The sequence below is a fragment of the Mucilaginibacter sp. GW821-FHT07H05 genome, assembly GCF_059418485.1.
Genome location: NZ_JBWKPY010000002.1, coordinates 500,757 through 524,947, shown reverse-complemented (window position 1 = coordinate 524,947; position 24,191 = coordinate 500,757). Strand labels below are relative to the sequence as shown.

22 protein-coding genes and 1 tRNA gene are annotated in these 24,191 nt (G+C 45.8%); 8 read left to right on the top strand and 15 right to left on the bottom strand.

Annotated elements, in window-relative coordinates; genetic code table 11:
• Window positions 1-25: 25 nt before the first annotated feature.
• From AC07M6_RS06370 to recO, 3 genes are read left to right on the top strand one after another with little or no spacing between them, the layout of a single operon-like run.
• Window positions 26-505: a hypothetical protein gene (locus tag AC07M6_RS06370; RefSeq protein WP_494888126.1), complete on the top strand. Its 480-nt coding sequence runs from the start codon at window positions 26-28 to the stop codon at window positions 503-505.
• Window positions 506-530: 25 nt separating this feature from the next.
• Window positions 531-896 carry a diacylglycerol kinase family protein gene (locus tag AC07M6_RS06365; protein WP_494888124.1) on the top strand — a complete coding sequence of 122 codons (366 nt, stop codon included), beginning with the start codon at window positions 531-533 and terminating at the stop codon, window positions 894-896.
• Complete coding sequence (gene recO / locus AC07M6_RS06360) at window positions 886-1,611, top strand: DNA repair protein RecO (protein WP_494888123.1); 726 nt, start codon at window positions 886-888, stop codon at window positions 1,609-1,611. Before AC07M6_RS06365 ends, recO begins: the two co-directional genes overlap by 11 nt.
• 123 nt (window positions 1,612-1,734) lie before the next feature.
• Here recO and AC07M6_RS06355 read toward each other — a convergent pair whose 3' ends face one another.
• From AC07M6_RS06355 to AC07M6_RS06295, 13 genes are all read right to left on the bottom strand, one after another.
• Complete coding sequence (locus AC07M6_RS06355) at window positions 1,735-1,986, bottom strand: hypothetical protein (RefSeq protein WP_494888122.1); 252 nt, start codon at window positions 1,984-1,986, stop codon at window positions 1,735-1,737.
• A gap of 126 nt (window positions 1,987-2,112) precedes the next feature.
• On the bottom strand, window positions 2,113-2,334 hold the full coding sequence (locus tag AC07M6_RS06350) for a YdeI/OmpD-associated family protein (RefSeq protein ID WP_494888121.1): 222 nt from the start codon (window positions 2,332-2,334) through the stop codon (window positions 2,113-2,115).
• Window positions 2,335-2,365: 31 nt separating this feature from the next.
• On the bottom strand, window positions 2,366-3,874 hold the full coding sequence (locus AC07M6_RS06345; RefSeq protein ID WP_494888120.1) for an NAD(P)H-hydrate dehydratase: 1,509 nt from the start codon (window positions 3,872-3,874) through the stop codon (window positions 2,366-2,368).
• 40 nt (window positions 3,875-3,914) lie between these two features.
• Window positions 3,915-5,108, bottom strand: coding sequence for a hypothetical protein (locus AC07M6_RS06340; protein ID WP_494888118.1), 1,194 nt, complete (start codon window positions 5,106-5,108; stop codon window positions 3,915-3,917).
• Window positions 5,109-5,183: 75 nt separating this feature from the next.
• Window positions 5,184-5,735 (bottom strand): dihydrofolate reductase family protein, encoded by a 552-nt coding sequence (locus AC07M6_RS06335; RefSeq protein WP_494888117.1) that lies wholly within the window; start codon window positions 5,733-5,735, stop codon window positions 5,184-5,186.
• A 104-nt stretch (window positions 5,736-5,839) separates the two neighbouring features.
• Window positions 5,840-6,205 (bottom strand): hypothetical protein, encoded by a 366-nt coding sequence (locus tag AC07M6_RS06330; protein ID WP_494888116.1) that lies wholly within the window; start codon window positions 6,203-6,205, stop codon window positions 5,840-5,842.
• Complete coding sequence (locus AC07M6_RS06325) at window positions 6,186-6,950, bottom strand: hypothetical protein (RefSeq protein ID WP_494888115.1); 765 nt, start codon at window positions 6,948-6,950, stop codon at window positions 6,186-6,188. The genes AC07M6_RS06330 and AC07M6_RS06325 overlap by 20 nt, the downstream gene beginning before the upstream one ends.
• A gap of 17 nt (window positions 6,951-6,967) precedes the next feature.
• On the bottom strand, window positions 6,968-9,811 hold the full coding sequence (gene uvrA / locus AC07M6_RS06320) for an excinuclease ABC subunit UvrA (RefSeq protein WP_494888114.1): 2,844 nt from the start codon (window positions 9,809-9,811) through the stop codon (window positions 6,968-6,970).
• Window positions 9,812-10,138: 327 nt separating this feature from the next.
• Window positions 10,139-11,386 (bottom strand): phospholipase D-like domain-containing protein, encoded by a 1,248-nt coding sequence (locus AC07M6_RS06315; RefSeq protein WP_494888113.1) that lies wholly within the window; start codon window positions 11,384-11,386, stop codon window positions 10,139-10,141.
• 233 nt (window positions 11,387-11,619) lie between these two features.
• Window positions 11,620-12,714, bottom strand: a complete 1,095-nt coding sequence (locus AC07M6_RS06310; RefSeq protein ID WP_494888111.1) for an MBL fold metallo-hydrolase — start codon at window positions 12,712-12,714, stop codon at window positions 11,620-11,622.
• 160 nt (window positions 12,715-12,874) lie between these two features.
• Window positions 12,875-13,843: an ABC transporter permease gene (locus tag AC07M6_RS06305; RefSeq protein ID WP_494888110.1), complete on the bottom strand. Its 969-nt coding sequence runs from the start codon at window positions 13,841-13,843 to the stop codon at window positions 12,875-12,877.
• On the bottom strand, window positions 13,833-14,804 hold the full coding sequence (locus AC07M6_RS06300; RefSeq protein WP_494888109.1) for an ABC transporter ATP-binding protein: 972 nt from the start codon (window positions 14,802-14,804) through the stop codon (window positions 13,833-13,835). The genes AC07M6_RS06305 and AC07M6_RS06300 overlap by 11 nt, the downstream gene beginning before the upstream one ends.
• Window positions 14,805-14,827: 23 nt before the next feature.
• The gene (locus tag AC07M6_RS06295) at window positions 14,828-15,685 is read right to left on the bottom strand and encodes a COG1470 family protein (protein ID WP_494888108.1); all 858 of its coding nucleotides are present in this window, start codon (window positions 15,683-15,685) and stop codon (window positions 14,828-14,830) included.
• 444 nt (window positions 15,686-16,129) lie between these two features.
• Between AC07M6_RS06295 and AC07M6_RS06290 the strand changes: the two genes are divergently transcribed.
• Window positions 16,130-17,344, top strand: coding sequence for a cupin domain-containing protein (locus AC07M6_RS06290; RefSeq protein WP_494888107.1), 1,215 nt, complete (start codon window positions 16,130-16,132; stop codon window positions 17,342-17,344).
• Window positions 17,345-17,496: 152 nt separating this feature from the next.
• Here the strand turns inward: AC07M6_RS06290 and AC07M6_RS06285 are convergent, their stop codons facing one another.
• A complete protein-coding gene (locus AC07M6_RS06285; RefSeq protein ID WP_494888106.1) occupies window positions 17,497-19,017 on the bottom strand; it encodes a hypothetical protein in 1,521 nt (506 codons plus the stop codon).
• A 133-nt stretch (window positions 19,018-19,150) separates the two neighbouring features.
• On the opposite strand from AC07M6_RS06285, the gene yiaA reads away from it, so the two are divergent.
• On the top strand, window positions 19,151-19,618 hold the full coding sequence (gene yiaA / locus AC07M6_RS06280) for an inner membrane protein YiaA (RefSeq protein WP_494888105.1): 468 nt from the start codon (window positions 19,151-19,153) through the stop codon (window positions 19,616-19,618).
• A gap of 219 nt (window positions 19,619-19,837) precedes the next feature.
• Here the strand turns inward: yiaA and AC07M6_RS06275 are convergent.
• A tRNA-Glu gene (locus AC07M6_RS06275) sits at window positions 19,838-19,909 on the bottom strand.
• Window positions 19,910-20,261: 352 nt separating this feature from the next.
• Between AC07M6_RS06275 and AC07M6_RS06270 the strand changes: the two genes are divergently transcribed.
• The 3 genes from AC07M6_RS06270 to AC07M6_RS06260 are packed head-to-tail and all read left to right on the top strand — an operon-like array spanning window position 20,262 to window position 24,178.
• A complete protein-coding gene (locus AC07M6_RS06270; RefSeq protein WP_494888103.1) occupies window positions 20,262-21,647 on the top strand; it encodes a mercuric reductase in 1,386 nt (461 codons plus the stop codon).
• Window positions 21,648-21,653: 6 nt separating this feature from the next.
• Window positions 21,654-22,610 carry an ABC transporter ATP-binding protein gene (locus AC07M6_RS06265; protein ID WP_494888102.1) on the top strand — a complete coding sequence of 319 codons (957 nt, stop codon included), beginning with the start codon at window positions 21,654-21,656 and terminating at the stop codon, window positions 22,608-22,610.
• Complete coding sequence (locus AC07M6_RS06260) at window positions 22,607-24,178, top strand: ABC transporter permease/substrate-binding protein (RefSeq protein ID WP_494888100.1); 1,572 nt, start codon at window positions 22,607-22,609, stop codon at window positions 24,176-24,178. Before AC07M6_RS06265 ends, AC07M6_RS06260 begins: the two co-directional genes overlap by 4 nt.
• The last annotated feature ends 13 nt before the right edge of the window (window positions 24,179-24,191 follow it).

Below are 24,191 nucleotides of genomic sequence, written 5' to 3'. Positions count from 1 at the left end.
GGCATGACTTATAATAACCACAACCATGCAACCACTAACCCCAACCCAACTACACAAACGCATCCGGATATGTATCTGGATCATCATCGCCGGCCTGGCGTTGAGCGGCATTACCGCTTTCCCGCTGGAAACGGAGCTTGGTTTGATTAAAGATCATTTAACCTGGCTGCCGGATAGGATGCAGCAATGGATCGGTTCTATTTACAATATCCTGCATATTGTCAATCAGCAATATCCTTATTTAAGTTACGGTACCGATTGGCTGGCCTTCGCGCATTTGGTGCTGGCCTTGCTGTTTTATGGCCCGCTGAAAGACCCGGGTAAAAATATATGGGTGATTGAATTTGGTATGATGGCCTGCGTACTGATCATTCCGCTGGCATTTATCGCGGGCAGTATCAGGCATATTCCGCTGTTTTGGCGGCTGATCGATTGTTCGTTCGGGGTCATCGGGAGTATCCCGCTTATCATCGCTTACCGCTATACCCGCAAATTGGAAAGGTAATAGAAACCTGTGTATCTTTAGCCAAATGAAAAAACTCATCCGCGGCTTTGGCTTCGCTTTTAAGGGGATAGGTTATGCTACAGCTACACAGATCAACTTCAGGATCCATTTGGTAGCATCTTTGACAGCGGCATTGCTGGGTTATGCGTTGAAGGTATCGGCTATTGAGTGGATCTGGATCATCTTTTGCATGGCACTGGTGCTGGCTGCCGAACTGTTTAATACCGCAATAGAGGTGTTGACCGACCTGGTATCGCCCGATTATAACCAAAAAGCCGGGCATGTAAAAGATATTGCCGCCGGGGCGGTTTTAATTACGGCTATCTTTGCATTGATAACCGGCCTCATCATTTTTTTACCTAAAATACTGGCCCTCATCCATGCTGCATAAAACCCGTGGCATTGTTTTTAAAGTAACCGATTACGGCGAAAGCAGCGTAATTGTGCAGGTTTATACCGAAAAATTCGGGCTGCAATCGTACATCGTTAACGGGGCCAGAAAGCCAAAGGCTAAAATTCACCGCAATATGCTGCAACCGCTGCATTTGCTGGATATGGTAGTTTACCACAAAAACAACGGCTCGGTACAGCGCATTGCCGAACTGAAGAACGCGCCGCTGTTGCAAACTATCCCTTACGATGTGATCAAAAGCAGCCTGGTGATGTTCCTGAACGAGGTGCTTTACAAATCTGTTAAACAACAAACCGGCGACGAAAACCTGTTTAACTTTATCTTCCACTCGGTTGAATTGCTGGATCAGCAAACGGCTAACCCGGCTAATTTCCATTTGGTGTTTATGACCCGGTTGAGCCGGTATTTAGGTTTTTATCCCGACAGGAATAAACCCGAAGGGGCCGATTACTTTGATATGAAAGACGGCGTTTTTACCAAATACAAGCCCGAAAGCTGGCAATACCTTTCGCCACCGCATACCGAAAACTTTTACCAGTTGCTGCAATACGGTTTTGAGCAAATGGAAAACATCAGCCTTAAAAATGATGAACGCCGTTACCTGCTGAATAAGCTGCTGGAATACTATGCCCAGCATGTGGAAGGCTTTGGCAATATCCGATCGCACGAGGTTTTAGAGGATGTGCTGGGATAGGTTTTGGTAAACGCGACAAAACGCCCGAACCCTCTCCTCCGCGGGAAATCGATCGAAAGAAGCTAAGGGTATTAAATCCTATCCGAAATATTCCTGCAGAGAAAAGAATGGGGTGATTATCGTCTATACTTCGTGCCCAAGCACTTCTTTCTTAATAAACTCAATGTTCGATTCGGGTAATGAGTTGCCGCCTATCTGGTGTACGGTACCATCCGGTTCAATTTGCAGTTTGGCTGTAAAGTTTTCCATCTGTACATCTAAAATGTCATCGTCTTTATCTACCTGGCAGTCCAATTCCCTTCCCGCATAATTCATGGTAAATTCGTAGTGGCCGTCGCTGCCGTTTACCGGCGCTTTATTTTGAGTAGTTTCCATGATGTTTCCTTGTGTTTTGTTTATATGAGGATAACACCGTAAGCCGCCGGGTTGTTTTGATAATAGTGAAGGTTACCGGTTTGAATCAGTGATGTCTTAGTATACGCAAAAGACAGCAGCTGTCATTTACGTCTTCAGCGTTTTCTGCTTATTCCGTAACATGATCAGCGCCTTATCGGCCCTTACTTTTCGGGTTTCTTCCTGTTTGGCCGATCCTACCCAATCGCAATAGCCTTGTTTGTAGGATTTGGACAGGCTCTCAAAAAACTGGTTTGCTTCCGGTTCCTGGTCTAACAGCACCTGCAATTCTGCCGGTGTGCCATCAATATGTTCTCCTTTTTTCAGCATAGTAAAATAATAGTTATTGCCTGATGTACAATTATACAGCTTTTAACCTGGCAATGGTTACCGGCAATTGCTGCGCCAGTTTACCCGGCAGCACCACCGCCATGCGGTTAGGTAAGGCCAGGTCATCGCCTGCCTTGCCGTGTATGTATGCTCCTATAATACAAGCCTGCTCCGGCGTATAATTTTGTGCCAGTAACGAGGTAAGGATGCCGGTTAGCACATCGCCCATACCGCCGGTGGCCATGGCCGGGTTGCCGGTTGAGTTAAAGTATACCTTACCACCGGGACTAACTATAATGGTATAGTTGTTTTTCAACAGGATGTAAATCTGATGTTCGGCAGCTTTAGTAATGGCGGTTTGGATACGTGCCCACCAGCTGGTATGTTCGCCAAACAGGCGGTCAAATTCCTTCACGTGCGGGGTGAGGATACTTTGAACGGGGACTTTTTTCCAAAGCTTTGGATTGGCTGATAACAGGTTTAATGCATCGGCATCAATTACTACCGGTTTTTTATAGTTTTTAAATAGCGCGGTCAATAGCTCCAGGGCGGCCTTATCCTTTCCTAAACCCGGGCCAATACCTATCGCGCCAAATTTATCCCATAATACATCCGGCTGTTTTTTACCGTTGCGTACTATGGCCATTATTTCGGGCAGATAAGTGTTTAAAGCGCTTAGTCCGCTTTCGGGTACGCAAACCGTGGTTAACCCCGATCCTGCATGGGCGCATCCGGAAGCGCAAAGTAAAGCTGCCCCCATGGTTTCGGCCTGTCCGGCTATAATAAGCGCATGGCCGAACGTACCCTTGTGACTAAAACGCGACCGCGGTTTCAGCATTTGCCGGATATCTTTTTCTTCGATAAACTGATAGGGAGAGTTAAGCGATTGGATAAACCGATCATCCAAACCAATATTTACCGCCTCCCAGCAATTAATATACGGCCCGGATTCGGGCAGCAGGAAGTTGAGCTTCGGTTGCTGAAAAGTGATCACCAGATTGGCTTTTAGCACCGGGGCGCCATGGGGTATTTCACCTTCGGTAAACAAACCGGTCGGCACGTCAACAGCTACTGTGGTTTTAGCCGATTGGTTTAAATGTTTAACCAGTTTGGCATAATCCCCGGCAAGGGGCTTATTTAAGCCGGTACCCAGCAGGGCATCAATGATGATTGGGTCGCCGGCAGCAGGCAAATCACCACCGGGTAATATTTCGGTCGGCTTAATGCCTGCCGCGGTCAGCCGCTCCAAATTTATATCAAAATCAGCCGATGATTTTTTGCTGAACCGGGCAATCACAACCTTTATTTTTTGATACTTGTGCTGATCCAGCATACGGGCAATAGCCAGGCCATCGCCGCCATTGTTACCTGTGCCGCAGTAAACGGTAATGCCCTGTTTTTTATCGGGAAAGTGATTAATGAACCAGCCCACAAAAGCTTTGCCCGCCCGCTCCATTAAATTAATGGAGGAGATAGGTTCGTGCTTAATGGTATAAGCATCGGCCTTACGGATATCTTCGGCGGTAAGTAGTGGCAGCATACAGCATAAAGTTAGCATTTATGCTTTTTGTTTGACAGGTTTAATTTACAAGCGCCAAATAGCGTTTACTGTTTTTCAAAAAACCAAAAGACAGCTCATTACGCATCTGCGTTTTATTACTGAAACCATGTTTAACGGCTTGCTCCAGGTAGTAAATAGCATTATCCTCGTCTTTTGTACCCGCGGCCAGTAAAGCGTGGTGGTAAAATACAACAGGGTTATCCGGCTCAAAAACTTCGGAGATGGTGAGTAATCCGGCAGCGGTATCATATCTTTTGGCGCCGTAATAGTTGCCAAAACCTTCGGACGCATTGGCGTTGATAAAAGCCTTTTGCCGGGCCACATAATCAGAGTCGGCCGCAAGGCGGGTAAGCAGCATTTTGTTTAGTGCTGATAACTCGCCCCTCCACCAGCTTTTTGATTTGATATGGGGACTATCCATCATGATCAGTTGAAACGTTTCGGCTATTTTTTGCTGGTAAGCCAATTCCTTTGCAATGGCATCAGCCGGTACTTTTACCTGATATGGTGCCGATGATGCCTTTAGTTCTTTTTGCACCGCAGTGTTATCCGTCCCCGGCTTTTGATGTTGTAAGTACGACCATAATAACGCGTTCATAAAAACCTGCGCCGGTGACCAGGCATGAGGGCCTTTAAATATCAGCAAATTGGTTAATGTACCGGCGGACTGTAAAGCCGGTACCACTTGCTGCAATTCCGCATAATTAAAATCGCGCGTGCCGGCAATACCGGCAAATGTCCAGTCTAATTTAGTTTTGGGTATCGGTTCGGCAAAACCCGCGCTACAGGCAATAACCCCGGCTATGCCGCTTGTTTGTAATGCAATAGTAGTAGCTATCCGCGCCCCGCCAGAAAAGCCGCCGAGATAAACCTGCCCCTCATCAATGCTGTACTTTTTAAAAGCATCGGCAAACAGGGCGTTAGCCGCGTTCAGCGATACGCTCATCGGGCCATTGCGGCTGTTGTTGGAGGCGATGAGGATAAAGCCATATTCGGAAGCGGCTTTTTGGTACAACGTCGCGGCCATCTTTCCCCGCGCGGCAGGATCAAATAAGAATATTACCGGGTACTTTTGTGTTTTGTTATAATTTGGCGGCAGGCAAATACTGTAGGATTGGGTGCTGTCGGCATCGCATTTAATGGTAAGGACGGCATCTGACTGGGCAGACGCTTGTAATGCGAATAACAGGAATAGCACAACGAAAAACCTCATCAGATAATAGCTAATGAGGTTAAGATAACCGTTTCCGGGAATTAATAATAGGCGGGAATCAACTTAATTAACCAATCACCGTTTCAGGTAATGCAGCGCCACACAGCCCGACTGGATGATCTTTGTATCTACCAGTTCCATTTTAATATTTTCATTAAGGCTGATATCATCAAATAACCTGGGGCCCGAACACACAATAGCCGGGTGGATCACCACATGTAACTCATCTATTAAACCGAGTGCCATTAATTGCGAGCGTACGCTCATGCCGCCGATAGAGATCTTTTTGCCGGGTATTTCCTTCAGTTTGCGTATCTCCTCCTCCAGGTTGCCGCGAATAATGCGCGGACCGCCTTCCACCTGTTCCATTGTGCGGGAAATAACAATGCTGGGGATGTCGGTAATTCGTCGGGCAAATTCATTCGCGGCGGGTGTGCCGGATTGCGTATGGATAACCTCTTTCCAATAAGGGTTCATGATCTCGTACATTTTACGCCCGGTGACACCCTGATCTACATCACGCATCAGGGTGGTAAAATATTCCAGTATTTCTTCACCGCCGCTTAGTTTGGTGTGGTCGTAGCAGCCATCTATGCTGATATTAAAGGCGCAAATAACATTTCTCATATTTGACAGGCTTTTAGTTTGATGATATAGTTCAAAAATAAAGTCTTGTAATTAAATATGATGAGGGTAATTGCGACAAAGAGGGGGTGTTTAAGACAAACGTGCTATGAAGCAATTTCTTTAGCTTGTTCTATTAATTTTTTCACCTTGTTTCTAACGCTTGTTGAAGGGTGATCATAAAAATTCAGGAGCATCATTTCATAGATTGCAAAATAATCGCTTTTATTTACCGGCTCGGTTGTGCCTGTAAAACTGATAAAGATATTTCTGTTTAAAGCTTCTCCGATGAATGATTTATACTGGGCATCTGTTACTTGGTAAGCTTCTAATGCGCTTTCATAAGAAAAGTCATTGTCTTTTACGCTCTGCTGTACAGCCATGCAACGTTGCTCCAATTCATGCGCAGCATCTCCAATCAGTTCTTCACCAATGTAACCCGATTCTGAATATTTATTTCTGTCCAGTAACATAATTAGTAAATTTAGTTAAAAGTTCTTCATCATTCAAGTCAATTTCGCCATACCAGTCGCTTTTTCTTAAAATCTCCACCATCTCCGGCATATTACTCCATTTGTTTATGGGGAAGGCCCTTCCATCTGGATGTGCGGTATAATAATTATCGTACACCTCCCGTACCTTTTTAAATTCGTTTGGCTTTAGATTTAGTTTTGCCGAAACCAAAATTAAACTTACCTCTCTTTTATTTACAGCAACAAAATGCGCCTTTGCCCAAACAAACCCTCCATCGGCAAGTGAAGCATGCACTTTTATAACATCAACGCCGATGTTTAAATATTGTTGTAACCCGTACTTCAACATGGATTTGCCGTGACCAAGCCCCCTAAAACTCTCCGGTATCCTAAAAAAATCATGCACTACTATTTTAGCACTTGCGTCTTTGATTAGTGTTCTGGATAATGCAAGGCCATAAGTATCGTCGTCGTGATCTTCAGAGTAGTATTGAATTTGCAATTTAAAAGGTTCATTCTCATTATAACTGATGACTTTTATTAAGCGTTTTCCTGACATGGGTTTTAGCAATTCGTCTATTTCTGTAACAAAACGCAACAATTGCAAGCCTGCAAAATTGTTCCTTAGAAAATCGATCAGCGATGTTTTTACGGCAGGGGCATAAATTACAAAACCCAAACCCTCACAGGAGCTTATTTCTGCATCGGTGACTATATGCTTTATTGCTGGTAAAGATTTCGGCATAACTTAAACGCAATTCCTTATAACCCCATTTCTTTCTTCAAAAATATCCCCGTGAAACTTTCCTTCACCTTACATAACCCTTCAGGCGTTCCTGAAAATAAGATCTTACCACCCCCAGATCCACCTTCGGGGCCAAGATCAATCACGTGGTCAACTACTTTGATCACGTCCAGGTTATGCTCTATAACCAGCACGGTATTGCCTTTATCAACCAATTGGTGCAGTACACCTAACAGCACATTGATATCTTCAAAATGCAAACCGGTAGTCGGTTCGTCAAGGATATAGAAAGTATTACCGGTATCTTTTTTAGACAGTTCGGTAGATAGTTTTACACGCTGCGCTTCGCCACCCGATAGCGTAGTTGATGCCTGGCCTAAACGGATATAACCCAAACCAACATCCAGCAGGGTTTTTACCTTGCGGTAGATGGATGGGATATGCTCAAAAAAGGCTGTAGCGTCCTCAATGCTCAAGTCCAGCACATCGCTGATGGATTTACCGCGGTAACGTACTTCCAGCGTTTCGCGGTTGTAGCGCCGGCCTCCGCATTCTTCGCAGGGTACCTGTACATCGGGCAAAAAGTTCATCTCTATCACCTTCATGCCGGCGCCCTGGCAGGTTTCGCAACGACCGCCTTTTACGTTAAAGCTAAAGCGACCAGGTTTATATCCGCGAATCTTCGACTCGGGCAGGGCCACAAACAGGTTACGGATATCCGAGAACACCCCGGTATAAGTAGCCGGGTTCGATCGTGGTGTGCGGCCTATGGGTGTTTGATCTATTTCAATTACCTTATCAACGTTTTCCAGACCTTCCACTTTCTCATAAGGCAGCGGCGTTTTTTTGGCGCGGAAAAAGTGGTGGTTCAGTATCGGGTATAAAGTTTCGGTGATCAGGCTGGATTTACCGCTGCCCGATACGCCGGTAACGCCGATCAGTTTCCCCAGGGGGAAATCGACACTAACTTTCTTCAGATTATGTCCGGTAGCTTTTTTAAGCGATAATGTTTTACCATTACCCTCCCGGCGTTGTTTCGGGATAGCAATTTCGCGCTCGCCATTCAGGTAACTGGTAGTGAGCGTATGTTTCAGCATCAGTTCGGCAGGGGTGCCTTGTGCAACTATCTCGCCGCCGTGTACCCCGGCCGCCGGGCCCATATCTATTACATGGTCGGCTTCCAGTATCATGTCCTTATCGTGCTCAACCACCAAAACGGTGTTGCCCAGGTCGCGCAGATTTTTCAGGGCTTTGATCAGGCGGTCGTTATCGCGTTGGTGCAGGCCAATGCTGGGCTCATCCAAAATGTACATGACATTCATTAACTGCGAACCTATCTGCGTAGCCAAACGGATGCGCTGCGCTTCGCCACCTGATAGGGTACGCGTGGTACGGTCTAAGGTTAAATAGCTTAAGCCCACATCTAACAAAAAGACGATACGTGCACGGATCTCTTTTAAGATTTCGCGGGCAATGGTGTTCTGGCGCTCACTCAACCTGCTTTCCAGATCGGTGAACCATTCCTGCAGGTCATTAATATCCATACAAGCCAGCTCGAAAATGTTTTTATTATCGATCTTGAAATTCAGTGATTCCTTTTTCAGTCTCGCGCCTTCGCAGGTAGGGCATGTTTTCAGCACACGGTAGTTTTCCATGTCGTCCATACCTTCTTCGCCGCGGCGTTCCTGCTGCTCTTCCAGCATACGGATAATGCCGTCGAAGGTGATCTGGTAATTCTGCACATTCCACTTATTGTACTCTACAGCTACGGTGATCATCTCGTGACTACCGTTCAGGATAATCTCCAGTGTTTCCTTAGGCAGTTTTTCTATAGGAGTGCTCAACGCGAACTCGTACTTTTTGCCCAGCGCCTTCAATACCTGGAAGATCCAGGTTTCGCGGTACTCACCAATGGGGGCCAGGCCGCCGTTCATAATGCTCAGCTTAGGGTTCGGGATCACCGAATCCTGGTCAACCTCAAAAATATAACCCAGCCCGTCGCACTTTTCGCAGGCGCCATAAGGCGAGTTGAACGAGAAGGTATTAGGCTGCGGCTCATCGTACGAGATCCCCGAAACCGGGTCCATCAAATATTTGCTGTAGTAGGATACGTTATTGTCCTTATCGGCAATGCGAATAATGCCTTTGGCAATTTTAAGGGCGGCTTGTACCGATGTGTACAGGCGTTTGGTATCATCCGCGCTTACCACCAGCCGATCTACCACAATATCAATATCATGGATCTTGTACCTATCCACCTGCATTTTGGGGGCAATATCCTCAATAGCGCCATCCAGCCAAACCTTCAGGTAACCCTGCTTACGGATCTGCTCAAACAACTCGCGGTAATGCCCTTTACGGCCTTTCACCACCGGGGCCAGTATGTTTACCGGCTGGCCTTCAAACTTCTCCAGCAGGGCGCGCATGATCTGGTCCTCGCTCATGCGTTCCATCTTTTCTCCGGTCACATAGCTGTAGGCATCACCCGCGCGGGCAAAAAGCAAACGCATAAAATCATAGATCTCGGTAATGGTACCTACGGTCGACCGTGGGTTTTTGCTGGTGGTTTTCTGCTCAATGGCAATCACCGGGCTCAGGCCCGATACCTTGTCCACATCAGGCCGCTCCATACCGCCCATAAACTGGCGCGAGTAGGCCGAAAACGTTTCCATATAGCGGCGCTGCCCCTCGGCGTAAATGGTATCAAACGCCAGCGATGATTTCCCGCTCCCGCTTAACCCGGTAATGACCACCAGCTTATTGCGCGGAAAGGAAACATCGATATTTTTTAAATTATGTACCCGTGCGCCGAAAACTTCAACTTCGCTTTGCTCGCCAAGGTCAATGGGTTGTGTACTCATTCTTTAGTTTTTGTTAAAGGTGTCAGGGTTGTTAAAAAGAAGGAAATCACCTTAATACGCCTTTTTAACCGTCCTGACTTTATTTAACCAATCAATTAGCTAAATGCTTTAGCAAAGGTACATAAAAAACCAGTAAAATTGTTGTAAGCGTGTCAGGGTAAGGTTAATTTGGTGGTCAATTTTTAATTGATATAGCCATCTCCTTAACCAAATTAGTTCATCTGATCATACAACATGCCTCAATAGCATCCGCAAGCTATTCCGTTATTTATAAATTACGGATTAAGCAGTTATTTGACTGCCTTCAGCTAATATAGCAGCGGTCAACTATTCCAGTTCATAAGTAATACCCTGCCACTGGTGATCATCGGCTTCATACCGAACCCGGTTTTCCTTCGCGATCCTGCGGAATAGTTGTAATGCAGTCCTGTCATCCATGCCTGAAGTATCCAGACCAAGGTGTTCCAGGAACAAGCCCGAACGAAAAGACCTAACGGTAGCCGGATCGTAGAAGGCAGCATTCAGTTCACTGTTCCCGAATAGCGAGAAATGATGTAAATTACAGGAACCGGCCGTACCCCATTCATCGTCGATCAGCATTACCTTGGCGTGCACATGGACCGGCTGGCGCCTGCCGCCGGCTGACAGACCGGCGATGCCGGCTAACATAAAGTTGCCGAATTTACGCAGCGGCCTGAGGGCATGGTGGGCTGCGGCAGGCATCAGTAGCACGATGGTGACACCACGCTGAAGCGCGCGATGCAGGCTATCGATAATCTCCGGCACGTCCACATGCTGGTTTTCCATATACACCGTTCTGCCCGCTGCATTGATCGCTGTCACGTACTGTTCAAAATTAGCGCGCTCGCCGCCCGGCATTGTTCGTTGCAGTTGTATGGTCACCGGCCCGCATGCTCCCGGAACGCGATCAGGGAAGCTAAGGTCGGTTTCACTTCCCTTTCCCCAGCAGCCGTCTTGTTCCAGGCGTTCACTCGCTTCATTCCAGCGTTGTACAAAATTGTGCTGAACATCGATCACCGCCGGGCCCTGAATTTCAACGTAAACATCATGATTTTGCCCTGCGCCCAAATGGCCGGGCATCACCACAGAATGGGGGTTAAGATTGATCCCGCCGACAAAAGCGGTCTCATTATCCCTGCCCGCATCCACAAGCCAGCTTTTCTGGTGCTGGCAAAAACCGGGCTGCGCACGGTCCCAGCGGATCTTAACACCGGATAACCGTCTGTTCAACAACTCAAAATGTTCCGCTGCTCCCCAAAATGCGTTATCCCGTAGCCAGGACGTCTCGTCATCCGGCCGCCAACAAATGAGCCGCACATCAACACCGCGGATAGCTGCCTGGTCTAAAACGTCAAAGACACTGCCGCGCCCATCCGGCATTTCAAAGCTGGCCCATAGAAAAGTGATCGTAACCCAGACACTGTTTTCGGCCGCTTCGATAGCTTCACAGATCCGGCGGAATGCCGGTTCGCCGTCGATTAGTGGCAACAACCGGTTGCCTTCACGAACAGGATAGGTGCTATTAGCGACAAAAGGAATGGAAGGGCTTTTCATAATCTAATGACAAGACCGTGCAAAATAATAAACGCGTGATCAATAAGAAACAAAGGTGCATAACCATGGGTAAACAGTTATAAAAGGTTAAAAAGAGGTGGTTAAAGGTAGAAAATACCCACCAATATTAAACGTTTCTTCTGTTTGTAGCCGGTTTTACAAAATAATAATGAATGGAAATTAAGACCGTGTTTCTATTCATCGACGATCAGCATCTGGAATAGGAAGAGTTATTATTCAAAATCCCACCAGACTAATTTCTTAAGCGGATCACCCAAAGTATAAGGCTCGCCGATACGCGGAACATTTACCTGGAGCCCCAGCTTTTTAGCAGCGGGCAGGAGGCTTTCTATGGGTTCGTTCCAGGGATGATCGGCTTCCTCAAACTTAGCCCAGTGGATAGGCTGTAGCAAACGAGCCTGCAGGTCAACAGCAGCCTGGGCGGCTTGCCCAAGCCACAAATGTGTCCATGGCCAATTGGGGCTGTACTGCCCGCATTCCAGCAGCGCCATGTCAAATGGGCCATATTGCTGGCCTATCTGTTTAAAGTGTGGCCCATAACCACTATCGCCACTGTAAAACAACCGGTAATGATCGGCTTGTATCACATATGATGCCCAAAGTGTTTTATTTTCTTTTGTATACGTACGGTTGCTGCGGTGTTGCGCCGGCGTAGCGGTGATACGGAGGCCACCAGGCAGCGTAACCGATTGATTCCAATTCAGTTCGATGATCTTTTTAGGATCAAACCCCCAGTACACCAGATCCGAACCTACACCCATTGGCACTACCGCCATTTTGATCTGATTTTTTAATTTTTTCAGGGTGCGATAATCCAGGTGATCATAGTGATCGTGCGAAATGATGAGCACATCGATCGGCGGCATATCCTTCGCGTGATAATGCTTAGTGCCGGGAAATGCTGTAACCAATCCCGGTACCGGCCCCGCATGGTTGCTAAAAACAGGATCGATGAGTACATTACCCTGCCCGGTTTTAATCAGCAAAGACGAATGCCCGAACCAAACTAAAGTGGGTGCAGGAGATGCCAGTGTTTTCAGATCGGTTTTAACCCATGGCAGCGGGGACGAAGGTTTGATGGTTTCTGGGCGGCTGTGTAACATATTAAGGAACCGGTTGCGCTTGATTGTCGAGTCCGCACGTTCAGCCAAATTTTCGAAAGCGCCATTTTTGTAATTAGGTAAAGAATCTAACCGCGCAAGTTCTTTACCCTGCGGATTTTTACCCAGTGACGTTACCATACCACAACCAGCAATCGCCATCAGCAACAGCGAAGCCATCCCAATCCCCACAAATCTGTATGTCATACCCTGCAAATAACGCTTAAGCTCACTAATTATTTCATTGACGACAAAAATTAGGTACCGCTATGGCATCAGCACCTTGTTCTTGTTTTGGATAACAGAGGCTATCCTTGCATTCAAGACGTGAAAACAAAAAAGGCACCATTACACTATCCCCTTGTATTTAACTCCGTATTTCGCGGCGCATAAAAAGATAATAAGCCAACGCAAAACATCCTATGGTTGATGCCATCAGGCCGCTTACCTGTGGCCATACAACCATTACACTTTCTTTAAAAGGTAACGGAGCAGGTATAGCCCCCGCCATTTGTTCCATTGTGATAGGGCCAAGGCTACGTACGGAAGGCATCAGTAAGGTGGTGACGGCATCGCTGTAAAGCTGGTTTGGCGCTACGCGTAATACGGTTAAAATAATTTCATTGTAATTTGCAACCTGATCCTGCGTGAGAAGAGCGGGATCGGGCAAAAAGGACTTTATAGCGAGATTAACTACAATCTGGTAAAATATTGTAAAGAATAACCAAATACCTATTGCTGTAAGCGCGGAAGTTGCCGCTTGTTTAAATAGAATGGATAACATGATAGATAAGCTTAGCCAAAAAGCTACATAGGCAATAGTTATGATGATGAACCCCAATATCCGGAGTAACTCTTGCGGTTCCATGCGTATCCCTGTTAATACCAATCCCCCGCCTATCATCAGTAAAGCCAATGCTAAAAACAAGCTGCTCACCATCACCAGGGCGCTTACAAATTTAGCCAGCAACAAACTATCCCTGTAAATGGGTTGCGCCATTAACCGGGTTAATGTACCACTATTTTGCTCCGAATTGATGGCGTCAAACCCTAAGCTGATACCCAGTAAAGGTGCCAGAAAACTTAGAAATACATGGAATGGCGGAATAGAATTGTCGGTTGTTGTTAATAGCTTAAGATATAAAAAAACATGATCGGGGTCTTTTGTATTGCCTATAGCCGACTTGATGTTGGTAAGCGAAACATACATGGCGGCAATAAAAGTAAGAACGATCAGCGCAATAAGTATAGTAAAGCGCCAACTACGTATATGATCCGCTATTTCCTTGTGAACCATGACGCTAAAAGGCCCCGTTTCAACAGATTTACTTTTCATAGATTGTATTTTCAGTGCTGTTGGATTCAAAATATTTTTGATAGATATCATCCAGTCCGTAATTTTTTTGATGTACGCCGATCACGTCATGGCCTTTTTCAACAAAAAACCGAACCAGTAAGGCAGTAATATCACGGCTGCAGGTAAACTCCAGTTCATTTTTATTGATGGTGATCTGGTTGATGGCTTCCCACTCTTTTAGTTCCGGCTCAAGCGCCCAGGGCTGCGGAACGGCCTGTGCTACCGTTATGGCTGTAATATGGCTGTTGATGCCGAATAATTGAGCCGACAGCGCCCCGATACCCCCTTGTGCCAGTAATTTGCCATTTACGAAGACTCCTACCCTGTCGCATACTTGCTGCACATGATGTAAATGATGCGAAGAAAGCAAAACGGTAAGCCCGTGTTGTTTGCTTAACCGCTTGATCAGTGCCAGAAAATCTCTTACTCCGGTAGGATCAATACCGAGTGTCGGCTCATCGAGGATGATGACATCTGGATTTTTGATCAGTACATCGGCCAGCCCCAGCCGCTGTTTCATACCGCGGGAAAAAACAGCCGTTTTTTTGTCTTTATCTGCGGCAAGCCCTACTGTTTCCAGCACTTCGGCCGAGCGTATTTTAAGTTCATTTTCGGGGAGCCCGTTCAACCTGCCGATATAGACCAGGTTTTCCAACGCGGTCATGTTGTCATAAAAACCCACGCTGTCGGGCATATAGCCCACTTTTTTCTTCACCTTTATCGGGCTGCTGGTTGCGTTATACCCGCACACAAAGGCGGTACCGCTGGTTGGGTCGGTAAGCCCCAGCATCATTAATATGGTGGTGGTTTTACCCGCTCCGTTAGGCCCCAGCAGCCCGAAGATCTCGCCCTTATAAACATCAAGGTTCAGATCATCGACTGCTTTAACAGAACCATAATGTTTGGTTAACCCTGTTAGTTGTATGATAGGATCTTTCATTTGTAAAAACCGGAATGGATATTTTATCTTCTGCCATATTTACGAATGAGGTAGTAGACGATGCCAATAGCCAGCAAAATGACTAAAATGCCGATCCAGCCTGAAAGCAAGGACGTTTTTACCACCAGCCTGAAAGCGATCTGCGAGTTGGTATTGCTGTTTGTTGCCGTAAAATTAGCGGCATAATCACCGGCGATGGTCTTGTCAGGTACCTTTATAGTGGCTTTGACATCGATGGTTTTCCCGGCTTCCAGTTGCTTGATACTGGCAGGCTCAAAAGAAGATTCCCAGCCGGAGGGTAGTTGAGCGGTGACCTGCAGATCATTCAATGGCAGGGTACCGGTGTTTTTTATGACCAACTGCAGCTCCTGATGACTGCCAGAGGTTACTTCGTCGCTTAATCTTCCTGTAGGCGTAGTTAGCGTTATACTATATGATCCCTTGACCACAGCCTCCAGATTCAGCGATAAGGTATCCGAATTTGATATCGCCTTTATAGGGATGGTGTATTTTTTCGGAGCGGCGGTAGCCGTGGCATTAATTTCGATGGCAATATCCTGCGTTTTGCCCGCGTCCATGTTGATTGAAGTGACCTGGCTGCCGTCCACTTTGTAGGCAATCATCCAGCCAACCGGCAAATCGGCTTTCAATTCGTATATACGTGCACTGCCTGCGCCATTATGCAGCGTTGTATTATAACGAAATGTTTCATTGCTGGCGGCCTCAATGTTCATCAGCTTGGCGGTAAAACCCGATTTGCCGGCTGGCCAGGTAACCGGCTGTTGCGCCTGTAATGCGAAGCCTGATAAAAAAAACGATAAAAAGAGCAATGCAAATTGGCGCGATGCGCTAAAAAGGGGAATTGAGAATTTAGGTAACATGATCTAACAACTAAAATTTATGAATAATAGCTTTCAAAAAATGCCTTTATGATATTTGGTTATATGTTTAAAAAAATGACGGTTCAAATAAAAAAAGCAAAATAAAATTTTCAAATACTTTTAACATTTTTTAACAATTGGACCGAGGAATAAGCGATGCTGCTGAAGATTTGTAGTTTGTTAGTGTTTTTGTGCAGTTTTAAGTAGTCCGTAGGCGACTACACCTCATCGGTGATAAACAAATGGGCTTCCATTTACCGCCGTAGAAAAGTTCAACTGTAATTTCCGCATGGTAATAAATATCAGCCAATAGTAAGTAAATGTAAAATTAGTGTCCGATATTTATCCGATAAACCCCGGGCATACATTAGCAAAAAAGCCACAGCCCGGCATGATTAAACCTGAAGGTGTTTTTATTTTAGCCAAAACCTACTGTATTTACTTATGACAATTTTACGCGATGTTTTCAGTGACATGGAACCTATTCGTTTCGCGAGCCTTATTGCTCCCCTAACTGTTGAAGATTTCTTTGTAAACTACTGGGAGAAGCAGTATGTACATAACCGCCACAACGATCCCGGTTATTTCAACAATGTATTGTCTATTGCCGATATTGATGCCTTCCTGAGCCAGCAAAACCTGATGCCGGAAGGACTGAGACTGTTGAAGAACGGGAAGGATGTAGACCGTGATAAATGGACCAAAACCGAAACGATGATGCATGGGGCCATCAAAACAATGGCGCGCCCCGACGACCTGTTCAAGTGGTTTCATGACGGCGCCACCATCATCATCAACTCGGCTGAAAAAGGTATCCCCGGCCTGGCAGCCGCCTGCAGGACTTTTGAGCAGGAAATGAAGATAGTAGTGCAGGCCAATATCTACATCACACCACCACACTCGCAGGGTTTTCACATCCACTATGATCCGCATGATATTTTTCTCATGCAGATTAAAGGGCCCAAAACCTGGCATATTTATGATACGGGTGAAGAACTGCCGACTACCCATCAGCCCTTCCATAAAAAACCGGTGCTGGTGGAAAAGTTCGATATTAACTCCGGCGACTTCCTTTACATGCCGCGCGGCACCGCTCATCAAGCCACTACTTCGGAGCAGTCCACCATCCATGTCAATTTTTCACTAAAGCCCAGATATGGCTTTCACCTGATCGAAGACATGGTAAAAATGGCGGAGGATGAAGATGTGTTTTTTCGCCGTACCATACCCAATGGGTTAGCTGATGAAGAAGCAAAAAAACAATATACAGCCACTTTTAAGCAAAAGCTGCACGAACTGCTGGACAAAATATCGCCCGAAAAATTGCTGAACAAGCAAGACGAACACTTTGTTGCCAGGCAAACGCTTGATTTCGGCGGGTTGCTGACAACGGGCTTACAACTGGAGTTACTGAATGAAGATTCTGTTGTTTGCAAAAAGAAAGGCTTTGACTGTATTATAAAAACCATAGGCAAAGAAACCGGGATTTATTTCGGTGATAGGCAGCTTACTATACCGGCCTTTGTTGATAAAGCGATCTTCTTACAGGATCTACCTTTTAAAGTAAAGGAGGTAAAGGGGTTACTGACCGCAGAAGGTAAGCTGGCGATCGTAAAGCAATTGGTAGAGGGGGGATTCCTGGAGATCAGGGGGATCTAAGAAGAAACCATAACGGATATAATGCTTCCTGTATAAACGTTTCATTCGGGTTGACTTGGAGTCGCCAAATTTTACCTGTCGCGCGACCCAGAGCTCAAAAAACGCCGATTTCTTGTATGAATTTGACGCTTACCGTAGCCGACAATGATTTATCATTCCAAACCTAAGGCGTATGGTTGCGCATAGTTGTCATCTTGTATGAGAGTTAGCGCGACTTTATAAGCTGTTTTTTTCTCCCAGCGTGCTATCAGCCATGCCATAAAGCTCAATGTGAAGATGTCGTTATTTTCTGCCTTGCTTGCAAGGTTTAAAACCGCTTTTCTATACGCCGTTTCAAAAGCTACATCGGGTTTTAACAGGTATTTTTCAACCAGCCTCAGAAACAATAGCACGCGTTCTTCCGAAGTTTTCAGCAGATACTTCTTATATCGACGCCGGAAGCTGTTTAGCCGGGACATGGCAAGCTCGATGTTAGAGAATTGTGAGTGGACTAAAATTTCCATCAGATTTTTTCTAATGGTCCATAACATGCCCATTTTTTTTTCGTACCAGGCATCAGTGCGGGTAAGTAAAGTTAGCTGTTTCAAACTTCCCCGGTCATTGCACAGGGCCAAAAACATGGTCAGGCATATTCGTAAATCCTCGATATCTTCCGGTTTAGACCTATGCTTTTTATTGGAGACCGACTCCTGCAATAACGAGATCGCATCGTTAGCAAAGCCTGTAAAGAACAGGTTGAGTGCAGAGAGTAATTGATAGCGTAAATAAAACAGCGTATAATAACGGGTATCCGTCACCATTAGCTCCATCATTTCCTTAAGGTATGACGCACTCCTTAAAAAATCCTTTTGCCTAAGGTGAAAGTTTGCCAGAAAATACAGGATGGATATATGGTAAAAAAGGTAGGACGTTTTTTTATTTGCCTGGTTTATAAATTGATTTGTTCGGTTTATATAACGCTCTATCAATCCATAATTCTGCTGTATCGCCGCGTATTCATTTGCGATGAAAAGAATTTGGTAAATGGACTTATAGGACATCAGATCTTCTTCGGAAATTTTGTATTTCCGGATCGTCGTTATCATCAAAGCCGTCAAATTAACAACCTTCCCTTTCAGGTGTATTTCCTGTAGCTCCCTCCTCAAAAAGGCATAGGCCATATTGAGCTTAGCCTCTTGCTGCATATTGGACTGGTTGCGAAGGAAACGAACAGTCAAAGCTTCGAGATCTTCAGTCCCCGGCAGATGGGCATACTGTAGCTTTAGCAGCAAAAGTTCATTTAACAAATTAAACTGTTCCAAATGTTCAGCCAGGCGTTCAGCCTTATCCAGGCATTTGAACGCTATCTTGATCACATCATTTTCTAACAAAAAACGCCCCACCACAAGCAGGCGCAACGCGTCATAAGTGTCGGAATGATTGCTCTCAAACGTTTTCTGCGATAAAAACAGCAGCAAATTATCCTGCAGTCTTTTACGGAGCGCATGATATGCATCATTATTTTTCCCCGGATCATAGAGCTTGTTTAAGCTATCTATATCGTCAGTTTCAATCAAATCAAGTAAAGCTAAATTTTTCACATCAGCTCTTTTGTTTTTTTGCTGTAAAAACTGCCTGAAAAGCTTTTTATCGGTATTATTGAGCAGATTGATTAACTCCTGAATTGAGTCCATTTGGATATGTTATTGTACATAAAGGTACAATAATTGTAAAACTATATCATCAGTAATTTTCATACTCTGACTTTTTCGGGTCGGCTTTACATCAGACATTTGCTTCCATATTAATTACTAAAACAAAATAAACATGGAACCGCTACAAAACAGAACAGAAGAAAATTTACCCATAGTAAAATATGGCGAAAAAGTTAGAAGTCCGTTTAAACCGACTGCCGCATTTATTGGCGCATCCTGGTTTGCCTTATTAACAGGGGCGACAGGATATTGCATTGGCTTATGGAATGCAAGCATGACGCTTAACGAAAAAGGTTATTATTTTACCATTTTATTATTTGGCTTATTTGCAGTAATCTCGGTACAAAAAAGTGTAAGAGACAGGGCAGAAGGGCTGGCAGTTACCGATCTTTATTACGGCCTGAGTTGGTTTGCCACTATTGCAGCAATGATTTTATTAACTATTGGCCTGTGGAATGCAGATCTTGCCCGAAGTGAGAAAGGCTTTTACGCCATGGCATTCTGCCTAAGCATGTTTTCGGCAATTGCCGTACAAAAAAACACCCGCGACGCAAAGATGTTCGAGGATAAAGAGCTGTAACGTAGCGGTTGCTACCCCGCAGCGCCTTGCCTGGCAAGCCTGCGGGGTTATTTACATACCTTACTATTTTCATAACCCTCCATACCAATCGGTTAAGGTAAGCCACAAATGAAGTGTCTCTTCAGTTGCCCGAAGTTTGTAACCTCGGATAGCTATTGCCCGAGGTCTGCAGCTGTGCTTAAAATGAAAAAGCCGCTCTACGAAAGTAGAGCGGCTTTGTAGCCCGTAGGGGAATCGAACCCCTGTTGCCAGAATGAAAATCTGATGTCCTAACCCCTAGACGAACGGGCCAAAGTTTCGAGGCATAACCTCTTGTTTTGGGATTGCAAAGATAACGCTTAAACGGAATTATTAAAATAAAATTTAAAAAAATTATCGGCAGGCATTATTTAGCCGGATAAACTGACAAATCAAAAACAAAAAGGCCGTCCTATTTCTTTAAAATCCTTTTAACTTTAACATATCAAATTGCATCGATACCATGAAAACCATTGGTTATAACCAGGTAATTGCCAACTGTGATCATCCACTGTTGAAGAACGGAATCATTTTTGGGGTATCAGGTGTAAGGATAACGTAACTAAACCGACTAATATCCCATACTACCTGCCTTGTGAAAGGATGTACAAACAACATATAGCCTATGAAACAATATGATGCGATTATTATCGGCGCCGGGCAGGCGGGTGTACCTTTAGCCAAAAAGCTGGCCGCCGCAGGCAAAAAAACGGCAATAATCGAGAAACGCTACATTGGCGGTACCTGCGTAAATGATGGATGTACGCCAACCAAAACCATGGTGGCTTCGGCTAAAATGGCTTATATGGCAGCTAACAGCTCGCCGCTTGGCGTAAAGATCAAAAAATTTTCGGTAGATATGCCTGCGATAAAAAAGCGCAAGGATGTGGTGGTGCACCAGTTTAGGGAAGGCGGACAAAAAGGTTTGGAGGCCGCTAAAAACCTTGATATCCTATTTGGCGAAGCTACCTTTACAGGTGTTAAAACTATTTCGGTAAAACTGAATGAGGGCGGTAAAAAGGATCTGAAAGCCGATCTGATCTTCATTAACACAGGCGCCCAAACCTTTATCCCGGATATAGCAGGTTTAGCTGATATCGACTATCTGACATCAACGTCTATTCTTGAATTAGATCATATCCCCCAACATTTAATGGTGATCGGCGGCAATTACATCGGGTTGGAGTTTGGGCAGATGTTTCGCCGCTTTGGGAGCAAGGTTACCATAGTAGAACGGTCGGACAGGATCGTTTCGCGCGAGGATGAGGATGTTTCTGCCGAGGTGACAAAACTGCTGGAGGAAGAGAAGATCAGGATCTTAACCAATACGGTAACCACAAGTTTCCGGAAAAAGAAAGATGGTAAAATTGTGGCCACTTTAACTGCCAATGGCCAGGAGCAACAGATTAAATGCTCGCATGTATTAATTGCCGTTGGGCGCAGCCCGCAAACCGAAACCTTAAAGCTGATGAACACCGGTGTTAAAACCGATGAGCGGGGCACTATACTGGTAAACGATCAACTGGAAACCAACGTGCCCGGCATTTATGCTTTGGGCGACGTAAAGGGCGGCCCGGCTTTTACCCACATTTCCTATAACGATTATACCATTGTTTACCGCAACTTAATAGAAGGTACTAATTATACCATCCGGGACCGGCCCATACCTTACTGCATGTTTACCGACCCGCAACTGGGGCGCGTTGGGTTAGATGAAACCGAAGCAAAAAAGCAAAAACTGGAAGTAATTGTAGCCAAACTGCCCATGACGCGTGTGGCCCGCGCCATTGAAACCGGTGATACCCGTGGTTTTATGAAGGCCGTTGTTGACCCTAAAACCAAAAAGATATTGGGTGCTACCGTATTGGGCGAACAGGGCGGCGAGATTATGACCATACTGCAAATGGCAATGGAGGGCGGCATTACATACGATAGGATCCGTTATTGTGTATTTGCCCATCCGTTATATGCCGAATCGTTAAATAATCTGTTTATGACCATTGCCGATTAATTATTTATGATCAGGGTAAAGCAGCTCAGCAAACATTTCGGGAAGGTTAAAGCGGTTGACGCGATTGATTTTGAGGTAGCCGAAGGCGAAAACCTGGTACTGCTTGGCACCAGCGGCTGCGGTAAAACCACCACCCTAAAAATGCTGAACCGGCTGATAGAGCCTACATCGGGCGAGGTTTGGATAGGCGACAAAAACATCCTTCAACAGCAGCCCGAACAACTGCGCCGCGGCATGGGCTATGTATTGCAAAACAATGGCCTTTTCCCCCATTATACCATTTTTGAAAATATTGCTGTAGTGCCAAGGTTATTAGCCTGGGATGATGCCAAAATAAAAAGCCGGGTTAACGAGTTGATGGATAAGCTGCATTTGGATGCGGGTGTACTGCAATCGTATCCCGGTCAGCTAAGCGGCGGGCAGCAGCAGCGGGTGGGTTTGGCGAGGGCTTTGGTAGCTGATCCGCCGGTATTGCTGATGGACGAACCCTTTGGCGCGCTGGATAACGTGACCCGCACCAAAATACAGGCTGAGTTTAAACAACTGGACGAACTGACCCGCAAAACCATCATTATGGTTACGCACGATGTGCAGGAAGCATTTGAATTAGGCAACCGCATTTGCCTGATGGATAAAGGTAAAATCATGCAGATCGGCACCCCGTCGCAATTGCTGTTTAAGCCCGCTAATGATTTTGTGAGCGATTTTTTGCAAGGTCAGCGCTTGCAATTGGAGTTTAAAGCTATTACCCTGAACGATATCTGGGACCAGCTACCGGATGCCATTACTGAACCTGCGGAACTATCGCCCATTGGCTCGACTGTTTGGTCGGTCATGGAAAAACTGCAGGTTAGTGGCGCGGTCATGCATATTCAGCAACCCGATAGCCATGCCATAAAGTCTGTGAGTTTTGAACAGTTGATGAAGGCTTTTAACCAATACCAAAACCGTAAAAGCGCATGAATAACCAGCAGCAAAGTTTATGGGCGTTTATGGTGCAGCAGTCGGATAAACTGGCGGCGCAAACCCTGCAGCATATCGGCTTAACTTTTATCTCGCTCCTTATTGCCGTAGTGATCGGCCTGCCGCTGGGGATCTTCATCGCACGGAAAAAGCCATTTGCAGGCACCGTATTGGGGATTGCCGGCGTATTGCAAACCATCCCCAGTATCGCCCTGTTGGGCTTTATGATCCCGCTTTTAGGCATCGGCGCCAAGCCGGCTATTGTAGCCTTGTTTATTTACGCGCTGCTGCCCATTATCCGCAATACCTATACCGGCATTTTAGGGGTTGATGGCTATGTTACCGAAGCGGCCACCGCTATGGGCATGAGCAGGCGGCAAATACTCTTTAAAGTTGAGCTACCCCTGGCCATGCCGGTAATACTGGCCGGTATCCGCACCGCTACGGTCATCAATGTCGGCGTGGCAACACTGGCGTCGTACATAGCCGCGGGTGGCTTAGGCGAGTTTATTTTCGGCGGCATCTCGCTCAACAATACCAATATGATATTAGCCGGGGCCATCCCCGCCGCGCTGCTGGCTATTTTGTTTGATTTCCTGCTATCGCGATTGCAAAACATCAAACTCAAAAAGCTAAAGCCTGCTACTGCAACTATCCCAGTGCTACTGCTACTCCTCGCCTCCTTATACTTTATCCCATCGGCCTATGGCGGCAAGCTAACCGCCGGCTTCACCCCCGAGTTTATGGGCCGTCAGGATGGCGATCTGGGTCTGCGCCAAAAGTACGGGCTGAAGATCCACACCATCGTCATCAGCGACGCGGTGATGTATAAGGCCGCGTTTGAGAAAGAGCTGGACGTGATCAGCGGCTACTCAACTGATGGCCGCCTCAAGGCTTTTAACCTGATGGTATTGAAGGATGATAAAGGCATTTTCCCGCCATATTATGCCGCGCCGATTGTTCGGGACGAGTCGCTGAAAAAGTTTCCTGATCTGGAAAAAACATTGAATTTACTATCCGGCCATATAAATGATGCTGTCATGACCGAATTAAATTACCGGACTGATTACCTTCACCAAAGCCCGGAAAAAGTGGCTAAGGATTTTTTGGTGGAGCAGCGCCTGTACAAGCCATCGCGCAACGGAACAAACGGAATGGTGCGTATCGGATCAAAAATATTTGGTGAGCAATACATCCTGGCCCAAATGTATACCATGCTGATTAAAGGCTATACCGATTATGATGTGGCTACCAAAACCGGCCTGGGCGGCACTAAAATTTGCTTTGACGCGCTGACCAATGATCAGATTGATTTTTACCCGGAATACACAGGTACAGGCTTGCTGGTATTATTGCAGCCCGGCGAAAAATTGGTTGAAAGCTTAACACACAGTAAAGACAAAACATATAATTATGTAAAGCAGCAATTTAAAAAGCAGTATCAAATTACCTGGCTACAACCTATAGGTTTTAATAATTCGTACGCTTTAATGATGCGGCAAAAACAGTCGGATGAGTTAGGTGTTAAATCTATATCCGATCTGAAACTTTATCTCGATAAAAAATAAATATGGGCTTGGA

What these genes read in the sequence shown, in the direction of transcription:
- AC07M6_RS06345 (WP_494888120.1), bottom strand. Translation starts at nt 3,874, where the DNA reads ATGCTGCCACTACTTACCGCCGAAGATATCCGTAAGGCCGATGCTTAT.
- yiaA (WP_494888105.1), top strand. Translation starts at nt 19,151, where the DNA reads ATGGAACCGCTACAAAACAGAACAGAAGAAAATTTACCCATAGTAAAA.
- AC07M6_RS06310 (WP_494888111.1), bottom strand. Translation starts at nt 12,714, where the DNA reads ATGACATACAGATTTGTGGGGATTGGGATGGCTTCGCTGTTGCTGATG.
- AC07M6_RS06335 (WP_494888117.1), bottom strand. Translation starts at nt 5,735, where the DNA reads ATGAGAAATGTTATTTGCGCCTTTAATATCAGCATAGATGGCTGCTAC.
- AC07M6_RS06265 (WP_494888102.1), top strand. Translation starts at nt 21,654, where the DNA reads ATGATCAGGGTAAAGCAGCTCAGCAAACATTTCGGGAAGGTTAAAGCG.
- AC07M6_RS06285 (WP_494888106.1), bottom strand. Translation starts at nt 19,017, where the DNA reads ATGGACTCAATTCAGGAGTTAATCAATCTGCTCAATAATACCGATAAA.
- AC07M6_RS06315 (WP_494888113.1), bottom strand. Translation starts at nt 11,386, where the DNA reads ATGAAAAGCCCTTCCATTCCTTTTGTCGCTAATAGCACCTATCCTGTT.
- AC07M6_RS06365 (WP_494888124.1), top strand. Translation starts at nt 531, where the DNA reads ATGAAAAAACTCATCCGCGGCTTTGGCTTCGCTTTTAAGGGGATAGGT.
- uvrA (WP_494888114.1), bottom strand. Translation starts at nt 9,811, where the DNA reads ATGAGTACACAACCCATTGACCTTGGCGAGCAAAGCGAAGTTGAAGTT.
- AC07M6_RS06330 (WP_494888116.1), bottom strand. Translation starts at nt 6,205, where the DNA reads ATGTTACTGGACAGAAATAAATATTCAGAATCGGGTTACATTGGTGAA.
- AC07M6_RS06370 (WP_494888126.1), top strand. Translation starts at nt 26, where the DNA reads ATGCAACCACTAACCCCAACCCAACTACACAAACGCATCCGGATATGT.
- AC07M6_RS06305 (WP_494888110.1), bottom strand. Translation starts at nt 13,843, where the DNA reads ATGAAAAGTAAATCTGTTGAAACGGGGCCTTTTAGCGTCATGGTTCAC.
- AC07M6_RS06290 (WP_494888107.1), top strand. Translation starts at nt 16,130, where the DNA reads ATGACAATTTTACGCGATGTTTTCAGTGACATGGAACCTATTCGTTTC.
- AC07M6_RS06270 (WP_494888103.1), top strand. Translation starts at nt 20,262, where the DNA reads ATGAAACAATATGATGCGATTATTATCGGCGCCGGGCAGGCGGGTGTA.
- AC07M6_RS06355 (WP_494888122.1), bottom strand. Translation starts at nt 1,986, where the DNA reads ATGGAAACTACTCAAAATAAAGCGCCGGTAAACGGCAGCGACGGCCAC.
- AC07M6_RS06350 (WP_494888121.1), bottom strand. Translation starts at nt 2,334, where the DNA reads ATGCTGAAAAAAGGAGAACATATTGATGGCACACCGGCAGAATTGCAG.
- AC07M6_RS06295 (WP_494888108.1), bottom strand. Translation starts at nt 15,685, where the DNA reads ATGTTACCTAAATTCTCAATTCCCCTTTTTAGCGCATCGCGCCAATTT.
- AC07M6_RS06260 (WP_494888100.1), top strand. Translation starts at nt 22,607, where the DNA reads ATGAATAACCAGCAGCAAAGTTTATGGGCGTTTATGGTGCAGCAGTCG.
- recO (WP_494888123.1), top strand. Translation starts at nt 886, where the DNA reads ATGCTGCATAAAACCCGTGGCATTGTTTTTAAAGTAACCGATTACGGC.
- AC07M6_RS06340 (WP_494888118.1), bottom strand. Translation starts at nt 5,108, where the DNA reads ATGAGGTTTTTCGTTGTGCTATTCCTGTTATTCGCATTACAAGCGTCT.
- AC07M6_RS06325 (WP_494888115.1), bottom strand. Translation starts at nt 6,950, where the DNA reads ATGCCGAAATCTTTACCAGCAATAAAGCATATAGTCACCGATGCAGAA.
- AC07M6_RS06300 (WP_494888109.1), bottom strand. Translation starts at nt 14,804, where the DNA reads ATGAAAGATCCTATCATACAACTAACAGGGTTAACCAAACATTATGGT.